Here is a 16,026-nt window from a genome sequence, read left to right as displayed (position 1 = left end):
TCTTCCTCCCCTCCTAGTTTCTAAAATATGTTGGGAAGGAACAACTATATTTCGACTTATCTATGGCTTATTGACTAGATTCAGGATGTAAGTCTTCAAAGAACATTTACCAGTATTAAATAAATATAAAAGAACTTCCTAGACTTTTAGACTAGGAAGTTCTTTTGTTATTAGGCGAGAAAGGGAATACCATATTAATGGTTGTCCCATTCCTAAGCTCACTTTCAATAGAAATCGTACCGTGATGTGCGAGAACAAGTTGTTTTGTAATCGCTAAGCCAAGGCCTGTTCCAGCATTATTTTCTTCCGTATTTGTACCGCGGTAATATCTTTCGAATAGAAGTTCTTTCGTTTGTTCATCCATGCCTTTTCCATTATCAGAAATAGAAAGTGTGAAAGCGTGTTTGTTCTGTCCAAGACTTACAATGACATTGGTTGTTTCATTATTATGTTTGACTGCATTTGCTAATAAGTTCTCAATGATACGCTGGAACCATTTTTCTTCAATAGAATAATGAATGTTACTAGAGCTAGGAACAAATTCTATGTTTTGATTTTGAAGTGTCGGGTTGTTAATAAATTGTAATAAGACTTTTTGGACAAATTGATTAATCTCAACTTCGACATGGTGAGTGGGAATCGCATTGTTTTTTAATTGATACGTTAAGCTTAAGTCGTCAATTAATGTTGTCATATATTGAGATTTTTCTCGCATGACACGTCCAAACTCTTGAATGTCTTTATCGTCCCATTTATATTGTTTCGATTCTAGTAATAGAGAATACCCGTAAATAGAACTGAGCGGTGTTTTTAAATCATGAGTGAGACCAGTAATCCATTCCTCTCGTGTTTGTTGAATAACTTGTCGTATGGACTCATTTTTTTTGAGTGTAATAGAAAGGTGCTCTAGAGCATTTGTCACATCTTTAAAAAGACGGAATGACCACTTTTCTTTACCCGAGCGCCGAAAACGGACTGTTTTTCCTTTTTTACTGACTGGTTCTTCGTATGTTCCACCAGCGATATTTTTGAGCCAGCGCATTGTATGTAATAACGGTTTACCAAATTTTCTTCCGTACCAAATAGAAAGAATAACTAAGTAGACAAACGCAATTAAAATAATAACGCCAAATCCCATTAAGAATTTTTTTGCGAATATATCTTCATTCATATCAGATGGATAGTAATATTCATTCTGTACTGTTATGGTAAATAAGGTTTGGTCCTCTGGATTATACAAACTTGAGACATTTTCTTTGTGATTCCAAGGCTCTTTTTCGGAAAGTACAGCTTGAATGGCTGAAAAGGATTTTCTTTTTGTTTCAGGATAAGCAAAAATCTCTTCTCCTTGTGCGTTAAATATTTGCAGCGTAGCACCTTCTGCGGTAAGCCGTTTCTTTTCTTTTTCTGTTAAAGAAAATGCAGCTGATAATGGTGAACCGTGTTCTTGTTTTAATTCTTGAAGTAATGTATTACTTTTTAGCTTCCCGCCATAAATCATAATTGCTGTTTTTTCCTCTAATTCAATGTTCCAATACGTCAATTTGTAAGGATTTTGTATATCATGCTGTAAATAAGCAACTAGGGATGTTTTCGTATAAGAACCAGGAACATCTTCAGGAGAATTAAAGTCATACAGTACCTTTCCGCTTTCATCAACAATTTGAAGCCAATCATTTTTTTTCTCAATCATTTCTTTTACCTCAGAACTTAATGTTATACGCCCGTTTTCTGAAGAAACGTTTTGAGAAATAGTGAAGTTATCAAGTTCGGGAACGTTTGGTTCATAAAGGCTCGTATTGAAAAGATAAACTAAATAGCCAAAGGCAATGATGACTGCAATTAGTAAAGTAAACAAAACGAAAATATGCTGTATAATAAATTGGATAATAATCCTTCTACTTAAATTCATAGTTGGTACCTACTTTGCGATGAATTTATAGCCAAGTCCGCGAACGGTTTTTATGTATTGTGGGTTACTTGGATCAAGCTCAATTTTTTCACGTAGTTTTCGAATATGAACCATAACTGTGTTGTCATCTCCATTATAGGCGGGTGCCCCCCATACTTTTTCGTATATTTCTTCTTTTGAAAATACGTAATTCGGATGTTCACAGAAAAAAAGTAGTAGTTGAAAGAGCTGAGCTGAACATTCAACAACCTTTCCGTCTACTTGTAATTCGGCTGCATGTTTATCGACTTGAAATCTTCCAAATGAAATAAAGTGTGTTTCTTTCGTAGGTTGTGATATTTGTTTCATGTGTCTTCGAAGTTGCGCTTTCATACGAGCGACAACTTCTAGTGGATTGAATGGTTTTGTAATATAGTCGTCTGCTCCATATAAGAAGCCAGATACTTTATCTAAATCAGATGATTTTGCTGTTAGGAAGAAAATTGGGCAATCTGTTTTTTGGCGAATGATTGGACAAATGTCAAAACCAGATTGTCCAGGAAGCATGACGTCTAGAATCATTAAATCATAACGATTTTGTTCTACGAATAGTAAAGCTTCTTCTGCAGATGTAGCAGTTGTAATATGAGAAAATCCTTCTTTTTGTAGAATAGTAGTTAATAGTTGTAAAATAGCCGTTTCATCATCAACAAGTAAAATATTTGCAGTATACAATTTGAATCGCCCCCTATTTTCATCGAATATCATAACATTTTCTTGTAAGTTATGGAATTTTTAAGGAAAATTTAAGGTTTTCTTTGCTTAAAAATAAGATTCGAATGATATGATAAATGTAACATAGGGGAGGAGAGGGTTGTGAATCCGTTTTGTGCGATGCGAGCCAGATATTTTTTAATTGTATTTACACTACTTGTTTTGATTGAACGTGTTAGTAAACAATTGCTAGAGAATACATTTCATATATCAATTTCTTCTTTTGTAAGCATACTTGTACTCTACATCATTCCATCACTTTGGCTATGCTGTCAATGTAAGCGCCATCGTGTTCCATTTACTTTATTTGTGAATAGAAGAGAATCATTTAATCTTTTACAAGTTTTAATGATTACGGGAATGCTATGCCTTTTTAGTTATGGATATCTTGTATTGTATATGTATAGCTTTGTATGGATTACACCAGATTATATTATAAATATATTACATGAACCGATTATAGGGAGTGCGGGGGGATACATTTATCAATTTATCATAATCGTACTAGTAGCTCCTATTGTATGTGAATTTATATTTAGGGGATTTCTATTTCAGCGCTTTGCGGCGAAATGGGGAACGGGAAAAGCGATGGTTATTGTAGCGATTCTTTTCGGATGTTTTCACATTGATTTCCTCAGTGCGGTTATATTTAGTATTGTACTATCAATTGTATACATTCGTACGAAAAGCTTACTGATGCCGATTAGTATTCATATGTTAAATAATGCAATTGTACTTATTACATCTTTTATGTTCAGCAAGGAAGAAATGATAAGCTTTGCGGATTTTTCTAATCAAACTCCATTTTTTACAGGACTTATTATTTTTATCATTGGATTAAATTTTGTACTCATCTTTTTGTTCATGAATCGCCGTTATATAAATAAAGAGGTGCCGGTAGTATATACAAATAAAATGAGAGAGTTATAGGAAACGTATTATCCGTTAAATAATCAGAATATAAAGAATTGAAAAAGTGATGCCTCCTTTCTTAGAACGGAGAGAGCATCCGTCCATGCATAGGAGTGATTTATATGCTGGAAAATCAAACAAGATTTATATAGAAAGGAATGAATATGATTCTATGAATGAAACGATTCGATCAAATAAATTGTTTTATGTGATCATGGTGAGTTTAATTGTGATTACGACAGTGAATGTAGGGTTTCGCTGGGAGGAAGCATACTTTTTTGTCTATTTAGCACTTCATCTTCTAGGCCTACTATGCATTGGGGGCGGAATTGTAGTTGAGAAAAGAAGTGAAGATGGAATTAATTATATATGCGTGCTTGGTCTTATAATACTTCTAGCTGTACAAGGAATTATGAAATATAGCTCCATTTCTTTTCGGGACTTAAATTTTTTCATTAATATTTTTCAATAAGGATGTTGAGTTATGTTGTCGAAAAAACAAGTTGGCTATGCAGTTGTTTTACTTGGATTTATCTTAATTATTGTAGGGAAAGTGTATGTAAACGATTATGAATATGGGAAATATCTAAGTGGTTTCGGCCTTATTTGTTGGATTGGGAGTGCATTTCTTATTCCAACATATGAGCCGAAGAAACATACAGAGAGATAGTATTTAATTTTTGCAGCATAGTTTATATAGAATAATATGTGTGAAAAACCTCTTCGAATGATGAAGAGGTTTTATAATGCATTTTTAATTTTCTCAAGTACTTTGTTACTGTTAAACCCACGTTCTCCCATACCAAACACTTCAATTAAACGATCATTTTCATCGAGTAGATAGGAGTTAGAAGTATGAATATAGAGTCCGCTTCCGGGATCGCGGTACTGAAAGTTAAATGTGTCTGCTAGTTTTTTTGTTTCATCTTCATCACCACGTAGTAAGTGCCATCCTTTTGTTTTTTTCATTTCAAATGTATTGGAATATGTAGTTAATACTTCTTTTGTGTCGAACTTAGGATCAATGGTAATTGTTATAAATTCAACCTTTGTTCCAAACAGTTTCTCTTTCTCTAATTCGTCTCGTAAATGTTTCATTTTGTATGTAGTAACAGGACAAATATCAGGGCATTTTGTGTATATAAATTCTACAAGTTTAAGCTTTTTTGGTAATTGATCAAAAGATAGCGTTGTACCATTTACATCCTCCATAACGATTCCACTTGGTATTTCAGCAGAAGCTTTACGATAATCTGTAAAATAGTAAATTCCAATTCCGATTACGATGACTAAACTTAATGTAAACGTAATATAAATTTTTTTCATTTTTCTCTCTCCCTTCCAGTTTTATTTTATAAGAAAAATCCAAAAATTCATGAGGAGGGATTGAAAATTGCATGACAATTCGATGTATTAGCTTGTTCTATTTTAGAAGGAACGAACTTACAATAATAAGAGACAGGCAGCATAGAGGAGGAGATACCGTGAAGAAGGTTGTGAAGTGGTCACTTTTTTTGTACGTTGGTTTTGCATTATTTATATATTGGTATTTATTTGGATGGAATCATGAAATTATTCCAGATATGTATAAAGGAACGAGTGCTGATCCACAGACATTTATGGACGCAAAGGAACTTACATTAAGCCAAGATTATTCGCGTGTGAAAAATTTACTCTTTTTTTTAGCAACGCCCCTTGAATGGATTGTTTTATTGTTCGTCCTTGTTTTAGGTATATCAAATCGCTTTGAAAAATGGTCAAAAGAAACGACGAAAGTACGAGTTATTCAAGTTGCTATCTATCTCTTTTATTTATCATTGCTTACAACCGCTCTTGCATTACCTCTGCAATGGATGGGGCATCAAATCTCAATTGATTACGGTATTTCAACGCAATCCACAGCGAGCTGGATAAAAGATCATGTGATTGATTTTTGGGTAAATTATATTATGATGTTTCTCGCCGTCTCTGTCCTTTTAGGGCTGATTCATAAATTTCCGAAGCGGTGGTGGTTAGCGGGATGGGCGTTATCTGTACCATTTACAATTTTTTTAACATTTGTACAGCCCGTTGTAATTGATCCGTTATACAATGATTTTTCCACATTACAAAATAAAGAGTTAGAGGAGAAAATTTTATCACTCGCTGATCAGGCAGATATTCCAGCCAATCATGTATATGAAGTGAACATGTCTGAAAAAACGAACGCGTTAAACGCATATGTAACAGGCATTGGATTGAATTCTCGAATTGTATTGTGGAATACAACGCTCCAGCAGTTAAAAGATAAAGAGATTTTATTTATTATGGCGCATGAAATGGGACATTACGTGATGAAACATATATATTGGGGTGTGGCGAGTTATATTGTGTTGACGTTTGTAGGGATGTATTTAATTAGCCGTATTATCAATATGTGCCTCAGAAAATGGGGTGATACATTGCGCCTATCAAGGATGGCGTGTTTATCGATTATCCCATTATTTTTTCTTATTTCCTCTGTGTTATCTTTTGCAGTAAGCCCACTATCAAACTATGTATCACGTATAGAAGAACGGGCGGCAGATCAGTATGCTTTAGATATGACAAAGGATGGAAAGTCCGGTGTGAAGACGTTCCAGTATTTATCGAAAACAAGTTTAAGTCAAGTGAATCCACCGGCGTTAGTGAAGTTTTTCTTGTATACACATCCGCCAATTTTTGAAAGAATTCATGCGTTTGAACAGTATGAGAAAGAAAGAAAATGAGGAGCAGCGGGGACGCTGCTCCTTTATAAAGTTTTTTTGATCAAACTCAAAAGGGGCTAGGATGGGAGAATTAAAAAATCGTTCCTCAAGATCTATATTTCTTTTGTTATATCATATTTCAACAATTGTCGTTGGTCATAAAACTTCTCATAAATAATACCCATTAAATAGAAAAATAATAGACCAAAACAAATGTGAATGAGTGTAAATTTAGCTCCAAATGAAGCAAATTCATACACCATAACTGGTAACTTTGCAGTTGTCCAGACTCCTAGAAAAAATACAATGTATCGTATGCTCGCTCCTTTTTTTAATAAAAGCGCTGCGATTGGAAAAGCAACATAGAGGGGACCGGCTGCAATTCCTCCTAATAATAGGGAAAACAAGATGCCATAGATACCAGACTTTTTCCCCATATATTTAATTAATGTTTCTTTCTTCACCCACTGGTCAAGCAACCCTACGAATATTAAAACAGGAGGCAGTAGAAAAAGCATATCTAAAATGCTTTTTCCTGTTAATTGAAATGCACTCCATCCGAGCGATTGGTTTATAAAAGTCAATATAGTGAGCCCGAGTAGTAAAATGAAAAAGAAACGATATCTTCTTAATTCATTCATCCCATCACCACCCAAATAATATACGAGAATAGGAGAGACATTAACAATGCAGATGCATTACGAGAATAAGCAAAACTTCGCCCAAATATTTTTTGTTCCATCGGTAAAGTTGTGATTCCTACTGACATTAATGTAGACATTAATGCCGCAACTTGAGGAAGGCCAGCACCATTTTGGACTAATGTATTTCCAAGAGGAAACACAATAAAGCTTGGAATGAGTGCAACGGAGCCAATTATTGCTGAATAAATAATACCGATGAACCCAGATTTTTCTCCAATGATAGAAGAAATGAAGGAAGGTGTTAATATAGATAGTGATAGTCCAACGAAAAGCATAATTGATAGCATGGAAGGTATTAGATTACGAAACATTTTCCATGACTTTAATAGAGCCTCTTTTGTTTTACTTCGATCCTTTACAAAAGAAATACTGACAAGAATAATGGCTAAAGAGTAAAGGAGAGCGCCATTAATCATGATTCGATTCTTTCCAGTCTTTATATTTGTCTAAGAAAAATGATAAGTTTTTAATTTTTTCTTCAATATCTATTTGAAAATCGTCTAATTTTTCTTTTCCAACTGTAGTAATTTTGTACATTTTTATCGGCTTATCTTGATCAGATGTATCCAAATAAGACTCAACAGCACCTTCTACCTCTAGTTTTTTGAGTGTACGATATATGATGGCACTATCAATTGGATTGATGGGAAGCTCTTCCTCACATTTCTGCAGAAGTTTCCCTCCATAACTATCTCCCTCTGTTAAAAACAGCAAAAGAAATGCACCTGTATGTCTTCCTGTGTGTTTCATAAAACATCTAACCTCCTTAATGAAATGTTAAAAATAGTTTTGTTATCATAACAGCAATACACTGTTAATAACATTATACTGTCGTTAACAGTAATATGTTACTGACAGTTTAACTTTAATCTAACTTCATGTCAATTCTAAATCTACAACAGGCTCTGTCCATGTGCTGTAGACGCCTTATGCTGCACGAAATAATAGAGAAAAGAACTTTTTTGTTTGCAGGACCGTGATGTGTATATTAGAAAATCAAAATAGATTGTTAGAAAAAAGTATCTTCATGTAAAATATGGTAAAATATAAAGGTAGCTATAACAGGGAAAACGAGTATTTCTATTATTTCCATTGTTGCTATATTTGGCAAAATGATATTGTATATGGTAAGAGGAATACGTATTGCCAATGCTACTTCATAAGAAACGACTTACGTGTAGGTTTAAAATTTAGAAGATTATGAAATTCCGCATGTGAATGTGTGTTTCAGATTAATGGGGGTTGTTTTTATTGTTTCAAAAAAGTGCTACAAATGTACTATTTCAAGCAAAATCATTACCAGCAATAAAAATGATAGTATCAATGTCTATTTTCGGTTCCATCGGATTTTTCTCAGTGAAAACAAATTTACCTTCATTTGAATTGGTGTTTGTTCGTTGCATTTGTGCCACGATCTTCTTAACATTATGCTGGATTGCGACAGGTCAATTTAAAGAAGAAAAGTGGAATAAAAAAGAAGTGCTGCAAATACTAGCTTGCGGTGTATTTCTTGTTTTTAACTGGGTATTCTTATTTAAAGCTTTTGAAGTTATGTCAGTGACGATTGCCATTTCTGTATACCATCTTGCGCCCATTATCGTATTAATGATTGGGAGTGTTGTGTTTAAGGAAAGATTAACAGTACTGTCTATTATTTCGATTTTGATTTGTTTTGTAGGCACTGTGTTAGTCGCGGGTATAGATGGAAGTGTATCTATAGAAAAGCTGATGTCTTCAGGGATGGTTTGGGCACTTCTTGCGGCATTATTTTATGCATTTACCACCTTGTTAGGGAAAGGGATTAAACAAACCAGTGCGTATGCGATGACATTTTTACAAACTTTTTTAGGGATATTTCTATTACTACCATTTGTAGACTTTGGAGCGTTTCAAGGGTTAACAGAGAGTAACTGGATTGCGATTACCGCAACAGGACTGATCCATACTGGTTTTGTTTACTATTTATTCTTTGATAGCTTACGAGATTTACCAACAAGACTCATTTCTGTATTAGTCTTTTTGGATCCGGGTGTAGCAATTCTATTAGACACAGTATTTACAGGATTTCGCCCGACTATCATGCAGACAGTAGGGATTATCCTCATTTTTGCTGGAATGGTACTTACTTTTCAAAAATCCAAAACAAAGACAGTAGTATTAGAAGAAAGTGGAAGTGAAAGTAAAGCATAATCAACAAAACGAGCGTGATTGTTATATAACAATCACGCTCGTTTTGTTTTAGTAAAGGGTAACAGATGAGAGCTTTAAATATGCCGCAAAATACGATGATACCTCATTTACTAGTAAGAAAAGTGCGGGTTTTGAATAGATGGATGTTATGGAAAAAAGGATAAATTTTCAAAAAAATCTTCCTTTTTCGAAAATTTGTTATATAATATAAAACATAAAATCAAATCTGTTATAAAACAGTTGAAGAGGGAGATGCTAATATGTCGACGCAAACTTCACGGGTTACACTCGCTCTAGAAGTATTACCGGCGTATGGAGAAATTTTGACACCGGAAGCGCTCACTTTTTTGAAAGAGCTGCATGAGAATTTTAATACACGCCGTAAAGAGTTGTTACAAAAACGTGTGGAAAAACAAAAAAGGATTGATGCAGGGGAGTTTCCAAGTTTTTTACCAGAAACAGCACATATACGTGCTGGAGATTGGACGATTGCTCCGCTTCCAAAAGATTTAGAAGATCGTCGTGTGGAGATTACAGGTCCAGTAGATCGTAAGATGGTGATTAATGCTTTAAATTCGGGTGCACATCTCTTTATGGCAGACTTTGAAGATTCTAATTCGCCAACGTGGCATAATGCGATGGATGGTCAAATTAATTTAAGAGATGCAGTGAAGGGAACGATTTCATATAAGAATCCTAGTGGTAAGGAATATCGTTTAGGTGATAAAACCGCTGTCCTTATTGTGCGTCCGCGAGGCTGGCATTTAGAAGAAAAACATATGCTAGTTGATGGAGAAAAGATGTCAGGTAGTCTTGTTGACTTTGGTTTGTACTTTTTCCATAATGCAAAAACGTTATTAGAAAAAGGAAGCGGGCCATATTTTTACTTACCGAAAATGGAGAGCTATTTAGAAGCACGATTGTGGAATGATGTGTTTATTTTTGCGCAGAAATATATTGGGATTCCAAATGGAACAATTAAAGCAACAGTGTTATTAGAAACAATCCACGCTTCTTTTGAAATGGATGAAATTTTATATGAACTCCGTGATCACTCAGCGGGGCTTAATTGCGGGCGATGGGATTATATTTTTAGTTTCTTAAAAAGCTTTCGTAATCATAATGAATTTCTACTTCCAGATAGGGCGCAAGTTACGATGACGGCTCCGTTTATGCGTGCGTATTCTTTAAAAGTAATTCAAACGTGCCATCGCCGGAATGCACCAGCAATTGGCGGCATGGCAGCACAAATTCCGATTAAAAATAATCCGGAAGCAAATGAGGTTGCTTTTGAAAAGGTTCGCATGGATAAAGAACGTGAGGCTTTAGACGGCCATGATGGGACTTGGGTTGCCCATCCGGGACTTGTACCGGTTGCGATGGAAGTGTTTAATCACGTTATGAAAACGCCGAATCAAATTTTTAGAAAACGTGAAGAAATTTATGTAACAGAAAAGGATTTGTTAGAAGTACCAGTGGGAACGATTACAGAAGAAGGGCTTCGTATGAATATTAGCGTCGGTATTCAATATATTGCATCTTGGTTAAGCGGCCGCGGGGCAGCACCGATTTATAATTTAATGGAAGATGCAGCAACGGCAGAAATTTCAAGGGCGCAAGTGTGGCAATGGATTCGTCATGAAGGCGGAAAGCTAAATGACGGACGAAAGATTACATTTGCTTTAGTAGAAGAGTTCAAGGCGGAAGAACTAACGAAAATAGAACAGGAGATTGGCAAAGAGGCATTTGAGAAAGGTAGATTCGTAGAAGCAACAAAGCTTTTTACTAATTTGGTGCGTAATGATGAATTTGAAACATTTTTAACATTACCGGGTTATGAAATTTTATAAAAAAGAAAAGGGGATGGAAGAGATGACAAACGAAAGAGTACAAAAATTACAAGAAAGCTGGGAGTTAAACGAACGTTGGAAAGGGGTAACGCGTCCATATTCTGCTGAGGATGTAATTCGTCTTCGCGGGTCAATTGATATTGAACATACATTAGCACACCGCGGGGCGGAGAAACTTTGGCAATCGCTTCATACAGAAGACTATATTAATGCGCTCGGTGCGTTAACAGGAAACCAAGCGATGCAGCAGGTGAAAGCAGGATTAAAAGCAATTTATTTAAGCGGTTGGCAAGTGGCAGCGGATGCCAATTTATCCGGGCACATGTATCCAGACCAAAGTTTATATCCAGCGAACAGTGTACCGGCTGTTGTAAAACGGATTAATCAAACGCTGCAACGTGCGGATCAAATTCAGCATATGGAAGGTAGCGGTGATACAGATTATTTTGTACCGATCGTGGCGGATGCTGAAGCGGGATTTGGCGGGCAATTAAACGTGTTTGAATTAATGAAAGGTATGATTGAGGCAGGTGCATCCGGCGTACACTTTGAAGACCAGTTATCTTCAGAAAAGAAATGCGGACATTTAGGCGGAAAAGTATTACTACCAACGCAAACAGCGGTGCGTAATTTAATTTCTGCTAGACTTGCTGCGGATGTAATGGGTGTGCCGACAATTATTGTAGCAAGAACAGATGCAGACGCTGCTGATTTAATTACGAGTGATATTGATCCAGTTGATCAAGAATTTATTACAGGAGAAAGAACACCAGAAGGTTTCTACCGTACAAAAGCAGGACTTGATCAAGCAATTGCGCGCGGTTTAGCGTATGCGCCATATGCAGATCTTGTTTGGTGTGAAACATCTGAACCGAATTTAGAAGATGCGAAGCGTTTTGCAGAAGCGATTCATGAGAAATATCCAGGGAAATTACTAGCGTATAACTGCTCACCATCTTTTAACTGGAAACAAAAACTAGATGAAAAAACAATTGCAACCTTCCAAAAAGAAATTGCTTCATACGGATACAAGTTCCAATTCGTAACACTAGCAGGATTCCATGCGCTAAACTACGGTATGTTTGAACTCGCACGTGGTTATAAAGAGCGCGGCATGGCAGCATATTCTGAACTGCAACAAGCAGAGTTTGCGGCAGAAGAGCACGGTTACTCTGCAACGCGCCATCAACGTGAAGTTGGAACGGGTTACTTTGATGAAGTAGCGCAAGTGATTACAGGCGGAACATCTTCTACAACAGCGCTGAAAGGATCTACAGAAGAGGCGCAGTTTACGAAATAAGTGTGAAAGCGGTTGTCCTTTAAGGGCACCCGCTTTTATTTTGGATGTATATTAAGGGCTGAAAGTTGTTTATCAGCGATGGAGTAAGAAAGTTTCACTTTATATGAAGTAAAACTTATGATAATTGCTTCATTCATGAGGGATACCAAAAATTAGAAAAAATATTCCTGAAAAATATTGTACATTCTATTTTAAGTATGCTATGATGAATCTAGTTGAATAACTAAATCAAGCAATCCATATATTATCAAGTGCTGAAAACGAACGAGAAAAAGTATGTGAGAACTGTTTTATGTTTCGTATTTGATAATGTGTGGATTCTTTTTTTATGTATGAAAACTAAAAAAATTTCTATTTTCTTAGGAGGAAATAATTATGACAGTAACAGGACAAGTAAAATGGTTTAACAATGAAAAAGGTTTCGGTTTCATCGAAGTTCCAGGCGGAAACGACGTATTCGTTCACTTCTCTGCAATCACAACTGAAGGTTTCAAATCTTTAGAAGAAGGCGAAAAAGTTAGCTTCGAAATCGAAGATGGCAACCGCGGACCTCAAGCTAAAAACGTTGTAAAACTATAATTTTATAGTATGTGATAAGAAAGAAGCTGTCCCAAAAGGTCGTTTTGAATGACCTTTTGGAGACAGCTTCTTCTTTTTTATATGGATAAAAAATACTTCGTGTGAGAGAAATTCTGTTGATTTCCTGCTAGCCTTCTTGTTTCATATCCCGAGACATGGGACATAGAAACGTAGTAAATTTGCTTTCTAATTTCTTAACTTTCCCACGTTTGTGCCTTCACTATATGATTAAAATGTTTAAAAAAGGGAGTTTTATATATGTTATTACCGGGATATGAATGCTGTGTGGAATGTGTCGGATAAACTGGATGTAGCGGGTAATGGTGAGAAGTAGAAGCTGGTGGAGAATATTGAAAGTAAATCGGTTTTATATGATAGGTATAGGAAACTGGAAAGCTGCTATATCCAGGGTGATATATCAAATGAGGAGTATGCATTCTATTCCAAACTATATTCATTTATGATTCTCCTTAATATGAAATTTGTAGGTAGAATATTTATCATTTTAACCGAGAAGCCTTCCTACTCTAAACGGAGTGAAGGTGGGGGAGTTCAATGATTAGTAAGTGCTGTTTTATATGAATTAAAAGCAACCACTACACACACCTTTTCATGTTTACAATATGAAATATACGAAAAAAGGTGCATGAAATGAATGTAAGTATATATGTCGGATACATAATTTATGAAAGTATGTATGTTGAACGAATTATACACTTTCTATGTTACAAATATTTCAAAAAGGAAAAAGTTTATTTTTCTATAACGATACATCTTTTATGGTAGAGAAATATGAAGATTTCATATAGATATTTATATGAAGGAATATTATGAAACTTTAAAGTTTTATAAGAAAATGTAAAATATTTGAAAATGTAAACAGTTTTGTTTTTTTAAGTGCTACAATTATCCATGCAGCTGCTGTTATAAATTGTAAAAAAATGATGAAGGAGAGAGTGTAGGATGGGGGAACAAGCAGAACGCTATGTTGAAAGTTATGTCGTAAACAAGAATACTATGGCCTTACTTCCGATTATTTTAGGTGAAAAACGTATTGTAACGCGAGTGGTTGAAGTAGAAGACTCTTTTTTCATGTTTCAAAAGCCTCTTGATATTGTAGAGCGTAGTTGCCGTAAGAACGGATCTAGTTTTTTAGGCAGAAAAGACGGTACAAAAGAGTTAACAAAGATTACGCATAAAGCACCCATTGCAATTAGCCCAACAGATCAGCTTTACTTTTTTCCTACGTATTCTTATTCTAGAAAAGAATGTGCCTGGTTGTCTCATTTTCACATTGCAAACAATAAAGAGTTAGCAGATGGTAACTTAATTATTCGATTCATTAACGGTTTCGCAGTGAAACTAGAAATGTCAAGGAGCAGTTTTGAGAATCAGCAAAATCGAACTGCAAAGCTGCGAACAGAGTACGAGGATCGTAAGAATAAACAAGGAAAGCTTCATTTTAAGCAAGTGGATAAAGAAGATGAATCTAAATTAAAGCCTGCATATGAACAAGCGTATCTTGTGAAAGAAGAGGACATAAATGAATAATGACTGATAAGCAGAAAGGATGGGACAACCATCCTTTTTTATTTCTCAATATGTAGTATCCTGTCAAATATTGATAGATTATCATACAATAATAATGAAGGATTTTTACATAAAACTATGGAACTTTAATAAATACATCTCCATATGTCGTATCTACCATTTCCTCTTTACAATAAGCGATGATAAAGTAGAGGTAGGAATATAGTAAAGGGGTAATTTGTAGAATGGATTTTCAAACAATCAAAGAGTATTTTTCTGCGGAAAATATGAATCAACTTGTAGAAAGTTATCGGGCATTTGGGCCGCTCCTTGGTATTGGCCTGCCGATGGTGGAGGCACTGATCCCGGCATTGCCACTTATTGTGTTTGTGATGGCGAATGCAGTTGCCTTCGGGTTATGGTTTGGTTTTTTGTATTCATGGATTGGGTCGGTTCTTGGTGCATTAATTGTATTTTCGGTTATTCGACGTTTTGGAAGGAGTCGATTCTTCTCGTTTGTGAATAAACATCCGAAAGTACGCAAAGCGATGGGATGGATTGAAAGGAAAGGATTTGCACCTATTTTTATCTTATTTTGTTTTCCTTTTACGCCGTCTGCACTGATTAATGTTGTGGCCGGTTTATCCCGCATTAGTATAAGACAGTTTGTGTTAGCGTTAGCGCTTGGAAAATTAGTTATGATTTTTATTTTAAGTTATATCGGATCTGATTTAACTTCTTTTATCCATAAGCCTGTAAAAACAATTATTGTCATAGGTGTCATTTTTACTTTATGGTATGTCGGTAAGAAAATTGAAGTAAAACTTGAACTACATTGAGACTAGTCTTCGCTGTGAGTAAGGCTCTATTATAGAGAAGGGTGAGGGGAGAGGCAGATGAAGCGTGCTTTGAAAAAAGAAGGCCTAGAATGGATGAGAACAATCTTTATAGGTGTGCTATTGGCAGTTTTTTTTCGAACGTTTTTCTTTTCCACGTATGTTGTAGAGGGGAAGTCAATGATGCCGACACTTCAAGATGGGAACATGCTTGTTGTGAATAAGGTTAGCTATCAAGTTGGGGATTTAAACCGATTTGATGTTGTCGTGTTTCATGCGAATAAAAAAGAAGACTATGTAAAGCGAATTATCGGTTTACCAGGAGATCACATCGAGTATAAGCATGACAAATTGTATATAAACGGTCAATTTATTGATGAGCCTTATTTAGAAACATATAAGAGGCAAGCGGAAGGAAGACAGCTGACGGGTGACTTTAAATTAGAAGAATTAACGAGAGAAAAGGTCGTTCCAAAGGGGCATATTTTTGTAATTGGTGATAATCGTCTCGGCAGCTGGGATAGTAGACATTTTGGCTTTGTGAAAGCAGATACTGTGGTCGGGAAAGTAGATTTACGCTATTGGCCAATTAAAGAAGTACAAACGAACTTTTCAAAGGGGTAATGGAAAGTTTTTATAAGAAAGGAATGTGAAAGACAAACAAAGGGTGTTTGTCTTTTTTTGTGCTATAATACAAGGATGATATCAAACTAACGTTCGTTATGTCAATGGAA

17 protein-coding genes are annotated in these 16,026 nt (G+C 35.4%); 11 read left to right on the top strand and 6 right to left on the bottom strand.

The features are described 5' to 3' along the window. Positions 1–151 precede the first annotated feature (151 nt). Both BLV40_RS20680 and BLV40_RS20675 read right to left on the bottom strand, forming a co-directional pair. Positions 152–1,912 carry a sensor histidine kinase gene (locus tag BLV40_RS20680; RefSeq protein WP_090693435.1) on the bottom strand — a complete coding sequence of 587 codons (1,761 nt, stop codon included), beginning with the start codon at positions 1,910–1,912 and terminating at the stop codon, positions 152–154. 9 nt (positions 1,913–1,921) lie between these two features. Then, positions 1,922–2,626 carry a response regulator transcription factor gene (locus tag BLV40_RS20675; protein ID WP_026590521.1) on the bottom strand — a complete coding sequence of 235 codons (705 nt, stop codon included), beginning with the start codon at positions 2,624–2,626 and terminating at the stop codon, positions 1,922–1,924. A 141-nt stretch (positions 2,627–2,767) separates the two neighbouring features. Between BLV40_RS20675 and BLV40_RS20670 the strand changes: the two genes are divergently transcribed. From BLV40_RS20670 to BLV40_RS20660, 3 genes are all read left to right on the top strand, one after another. Further along, positions 2,768–3,595: a CPBP family intramembrane glutamic endopeptidase gene (locus BLV40_RS20670; protein ID WP_026590520.1), complete on the top strand. Its 828-nt coding sequence runs from the start codon at positions 2,768–2,770 to the stop codon at positions 3,593–3,595. A 154-nt stretch (positions 3,596–3,749) separates the two neighbouring features. Then, a complete protein-coding gene (locus BLV40_RS20665) occupies positions 3,750–4,049 on the top strand; it encodes a hypothetical protein (protein WP_026590519.1) in 300 nt (99 codons plus the stop codon). Between the two features lie 12 nt (positions 4,050–4,061). Next, positions 4,062–4,247, top strand: a complete 186-nt coding sequence (locus tag BLV40_RS20660; RefSeq protein WP_090693431.1) for a hypothetical protein — start codon at positions 4,062–4,064, stop codon at positions 4,245–4,247. Between the two features lie 71 nt (positions 4,248–4,318). Here the strand turns inward: BLV40_RS20660 and BLV40_RS20655 are convergent, their stop codons facing one another. Further along, entirely contained in the window at positions 4,319–4,903 is a 585-nt protein-coding gene (locus BLV40_RS20655) for an SCO family protein (RefSeq protein ID WP_026590517.1), read from the bottom strand. A 158-nt stretch (positions 4,904–5,061) separates the two neighbouring features. Between BLV40_RS20655 and BLV40_RS20650 the strand changes: the two genes are divergently transcribed. Further along, positions 5,062–6,324, top strand: a complete 1,263-nt coding sequence (locus BLV40_RS20650; RefSeq protein WP_090693427.1) for a M48 family metallopeptidase — start codon at positions 5,062–5,064, stop codon at positions 6,322–6,324. Positions 6,325–6,416: 92 nt separating this feature from the next. On the opposite strand, the gene BLV40_RS20645 is transcribed toward BLV40_RS20650, so the two are convergent. The 3 genes from BLV40_RS20645 to BLV40_RS20635 are packed head-to-tail and all read right to left on the bottom strand — an operon-like array spanning position 6,417 to position 7,757. Continuing rightward, positions 6,417–6,944, bottom strand: coding sequence for a permease (locus BLV40_RS20645; RefSeq protein WP_139265588.1), 528 nt, complete (start codon positions 6,942–6,944; stop codon positions 6,417–6,419). After that, on the bottom strand, positions 6,941–7,423 hold the full coding sequence (locus BLV40_RS20640; RefSeq protein WP_026590509.1) for a hypothetical protein: 483 nt from the start codon (positions 7,421–7,423) through the stop codon (positions 6,941–6,943). The genes BLV40_RS20645 and BLV40_RS20640 overlap by 4 nt, the downstream gene beginning before the upstream one ends. Beyond that, positions 7,416–7,757, bottom strand: coding sequence for a PadR family transcriptional regulator (locus tag BLV40_RS20635; RefSeq protein WP_026590508.1), 342 nt, complete (start codon positions 7,755–7,757; stop codon positions 7,416–7,418). The genes BLV40_RS20640 and BLV40_RS20635 overlap by 8 nt, the downstream gene beginning before the upstream one ends. Before the next feature lie 561 nt (positions 7,758–8,318). On the opposite strand from BLV40_RS20635, the gene BLV40_RS20630 reads away from it, so the two are divergent. From BLV40_RS20630 to lepB, 7 genes are all read left to right on the top strand, one after another. After that, positions 8,319–9,197: a DMT family transporter gene (locus BLV40_RS20630; RefSeq protein ID WP_090693548.1), complete on the top strand. Its 879-nt coding sequence runs from the start codon at positions 8,319–8,321 to the stop codon at positions 9,195–9,197. A gap of 260 nt (positions 9,198–9,457) precedes the next feature. Continuing rightward, the gene (gene aceB, locus BLV40_RS20625) at positions 9,458–11,047 is read left to right on the top strand and encodes a malate synthase A (protein ID WP_026590506.1); all 1,590 of its coding nucleotides are present in this window, start codon (positions 9,458–9,460) and stop codon (positions 11,045–11,047) included. A gap of 22 nt (positions 11,048–11,069) precedes the next feature. Then, positions 11,070–12,347 (top strand): isocitrate lyase, encoded by a 1,278-nt coding sequence (gene aceA / locus BLV40_RS20620; protein WP_026590505.1) that lies wholly within the window; start codon positions 11,070–11,072, stop codon positions 12,345–12,347. A 375-nt stretch (positions 12,348–12,722) separates the two neighbouring features. Continuing rightward, entirely contained in the window at positions 12,723–12,926 is a 204-nt protein-coding gene (locus BLV40_RS20615) for a cold-shock protein (RefSeq protein ID WP_003195857.1), read from the top strand. A 963-nt stretch (positions 12,927–13,889) separates the two neighbouring features. After that, positions 13,890–14,477 carry a competence protein ComK gene (locus tag BLV40_RS20605; protein ID WP_090693418.1) on the top strand — a complete coding sequence of 196 codons (588 nt, stop codon included), beginning with the start codon at positions 13,890–13,892 and terminating at the stop codon, positions 14,475–14,477. A 224-nt stretch (positions 14,478–14,701) separates the two neighbouring features. Next, positions 14,702–15,295 (top strand): TVP38/TMEM64 family protein, encoded by a 594-nt coding sequence (locus BLV40_RS20600; RefSeq protein WP_026590502.1) that lies wholly within the window; start codon positions 14,702–14,704, stop codon positions 15,293–15,295. Positions 15,296–15,352: 57 nt separating this feature from the next. Next, positions 15,353–15,916 (top strand): signal peptidase I, encoded by a 564-nt coding sequence (gene lepB / locus BLV40_RS20595; RefSeq protein ID WP_026590501.1) that lies wholly within the window; start codon positions 15,353–15,355, stop codon positions 15,914–15,916. The last annotated feature ends 110 nt before the right edge of the window (positions 15,917–16,026 follow it).

This window comes from Bacillus sp. 166amftsu (assembly GCF_900107445.1).
Taxonomy (GTDB): Bacteria; Bacillota; Bacilli; order Bacillales; family Bacillaceae_G; genus Bacillus_A; species Bacillus_A arachidis.
Note: the sequence above shows the minus strand (reverse complement) of the source record. Positions and strands in the feature narration are given on the sequence as shown.

Coding starts and splice junctions, on each gene's coding strand:
- BLV40_RS20680 (WP_090693435.1), bottom strand. CDS start 1,912: ATGAATTTAAGTAGAAGGATTATTATCCAATTTATTATACAGCATATT.
- BLV40_RS20665 (WP_026590519.1), top strand. CDS start 3,750: ATGAATGAAACGATTCGATCAAATAAATTGTTTTATGTGATCATGGTG.
- BLV40_RS20660 (WP_090693431.1), top strand. CDS start 4,062: ATGTTGTCGAAAAAACAAGTTGGCTATGCAGTTGTTTTACTTGGATTT.
- BLV40_RS20655 (WP_026590517.1), bottom strand. CDS start 4,903: ATGAAAAAAATTTATATTACGTTTACATTAAGTTTAGTCATCGTAATC.
- BLV40_RS20645 (WP_139265588.1), bottom strand. CDS start 6,944: ATGAATGAATTAAGAAGATATCGTTTCTTTTTCATTTTACTACTCGGG.
- BLV40_RS20640 (WP_026590509.1), bottom strand. CDS start 7,423: ATGATTAATGGCGCTCTCCTTTACTCTTTAGCCATTATTCTTGTCAGT.
- BLV40_RS20635 (WP_026590508.1), bottom strand. CDS start 7,757: ATGAAACACACAGGAAGACATACAGGTGCATTTCTTTTGCTGTTTTTA.
- BLV40_RS20630 (WP_090693548.1), top strand. CDS start 8,319: ATGATAGTATCAATGTCTATTTTCGGTTCCATCGGATTTTTCTCAGTG.
- aceB (WP_026590506.1), top strand. CDS start 9,458: ATGTCGACGCAAACTTCACGGGTTACACTCGCTCTAGAAGTATTACCG.
- aceA (WP_026590505.1), top strand. CDS start 11,070: ATGACAAACGAAAGAGTACAAAAATTACAAGAAAGCTGGGAGTTAAAC.
- BLV40_RS20615 (WP_003195857.1), top strand. CDS start 12,723: ATGACAGTAACAGGACAAGTAAAATGGTTTAACAATGAAAAAGGTTTC.
- BLV40_RS20605 (WP_090693418.1), top strand. CDS start 13,890: ATGGGGGAACAAGCAGAACGCTATGTTGAAAGTTATGTCGTAAACAAG.
- BLV40_RS20600 (WP_026590502.1), top strand. CDS start 14,702: ATGGATTTTCAAACAATCAAAGAGTATTTTTCTGCGGAAAATATGAAT.
- lepB (WP_026590501.1), top strand. CDS start 15,353: ATGAAGCGTGCTTTGAAAAAAGAAGGCCTAGAATGGATGAGAACAATC.